The organism is Fimbriimonadaceae bacterium, assembly GCA_019638775.1.
Classification (GTDB): domain Bacteria; phylum Armatimonadota; class Fimbriimonadia; order Fimbriimonadales; family Fimbriimonadaceae; genus JAHBTD01.
Map to the genome: position 1 here is coordinate 1 of JAHBTD010000093.1, position 1794 is coordinate 1794.

Genomic DNA, 1794 nt, shown 5'->3' on the forward strand with positions numbered 1-1794 from the left:
GTCCGCCTGACGAACAAGGGCGTCCCAGGTGGCGGGTGTGGTGAATCCATATTTCTTCAGCAGATCCCGGCGGTAGTAGAGCAGGCCGGCATCGATGCGGCTCGGAACCCCGTAGAGATGCTGTTCATACCGACCGATCTCGGTGGTAGCGGGCAGAAACGCTTCCCGCATCGTCGGCAAAAACTTGTCGTCGAGCGGCCTTGCCCATCGAGCTGCCGCAAATTCCGGGACCCAGATGACATCCATGAAAAAGACGTCGACGGTCGTATCCCCATTTTTCAATTTTTGGGTCAGGAGATCGTGATAGGCGGTTGAGGAGTGCGGGGCAAGTTCGCGCACCACTGAAATGTGAGGGTGGGCTGCAGTGAATCGTGCGAGGGCCTCTTCCCAGACGCGGGGATGGTCCGGTTTCCAGGAGACGAAACGGAGGGTGACGGGTGCCGGCTGTCCCTTGGGCGGCACTGCAGGTTTGCCGGCAATTGAATCGTTGCGTGGTGGACCGAAGAGGACGAAGCAGACTAGGAGTAGAGCCGCACCGCGTTGACGTTGGTGGCTGGCACACAACGGATAGCGTGGTACGGACTGAAGACGTGAGCCGGTGAAAAAGGCGCGCACAATGCGACGCATGACAGCTCTAGCTTATACACAGTCCATCCGGTCTATGCAAAGGCGCAGCGCTTCAGTTGCAGTGGAGATGCGGCCCGCTTTTTCCGGGATGGGTCAGCGGTCGCACTGCGCTCAGGTCCGCACGACAGACACAGTTCAGATCGAGTGCGTCCTGGTGTCTTGACTGAATGAGATGTTCTCCAAGGATCACCGGTTGGAATCTGAGCGTCAGGTATTGAGCCTCTTGCGCCGGGCGCACATTCTCTACCCTTCCTGAAGTCTCAACCCTACACCGGCTGCCCAAGCGGCAGTGGAGATACATGTCAATCCAGATGAGATAGCAGGATTTTCTCGCACACGTCTGTTTGGCATGATCACTGCTCTTAACCATGTGTCCGCCTGGGACGGTGGTTCGTGTCAGGAGATGCCCGGTGAGCCGTCTGGCAATTGTCAAAAATGGTATTTCCCTTAGTCGGACGTGGGAGGTCATATGAAACGAGGTCTGCGCCAATACGTCTCTTTGCCTGTGGGGGTTCTACCTCGGATGCTGTTGATCCTGGCCGTGTTGCTGATTGGAAGCGAGATGATGCGTTCCGAAGCCCAAGCCTTACAAGCCAGTCCGACTAGTTTGACCTTTCAGGCCGTGCAGGGTGGCCCGAATCCATCCAGTAAGACGGTGAAGATTTACAAGAGCAGCAGTCGAAAGGTCAGTTGGCGCGGGAAGGACAACGCCGGTTGGCTGAGTCTCTCTCCTACATCTGGTACTTTGGGAAGTTCCACGCAGGTGACGGTGTCCATCAATATCAGCGGGCTGGCTGCTGGAACCTATTCCGGAACGGTGACGATCACGACCAGCAGGGGAAGCACTGTGGCGATCCCCGTGACGCTCAAGCTCGCAGCTGCGACTTCTACAAGCACCACCGGCACGACGGCCGCTCTGGCGTGGAATGCCAATGCCGAAAGCGACTTAGCCGGATACAAAGTCTATTCCGGGACTTCTTCCGGTCGCTACGGGGCACCGGTTGATGTGGGGAAGATCACGTCCTATCAGTTTTCAAATCTGAAACTTGGAACAACTTACTACTTTGCCGTGACGGCGTACGATGTAAACGGAAATGAGAGTCTGCTTTCGAGTGAAGTGAGCAAGAGCATCTATTGACAAGAGCATCAGGCGGCTATGCCCCCTGT

At 56.5% G+C, this 1794-nt stretch carries 2 protein-coding genes; one reads left to right on the plus strand and one right to left on the minus strand.

Translation table 11 applies throughout. From position 1 onward, the window contains the following. A partial coding sequence (locus KF784_20170) for an extracellular solute-binding protein (GenBank protein ID MBX3121374.1) occupies positions 1 to 627 on the minus strand: 627 nt, incomplete at its 3' end. A 469-nt stretch (positions 628 to 1096) separates the two neighbouring features. Between KF784_20170 and KF784_20175 the strand changes: the two genes are divergently transcribed. After that, entirely contained in the window at positions 1097 to 1765 is a 669-nt protein-coding gene (locus KF784_20175; protein ID MBX3121375.1) for a fibronectin type III domain-containing protein, read from the plus strand. The last annotated feature ends 29 nt before the right edge of the window (positions 1766 to 1794 follow it).

Coding starts and splice junctions, on each gene's coding strand:
- KF784_20175 (MBX3121375.1), top strand. CDS start 1,097: ATGAAACGAGGTCTGCGCCAATACGTCTCTTTGCCTGTGGGGGTTCTA.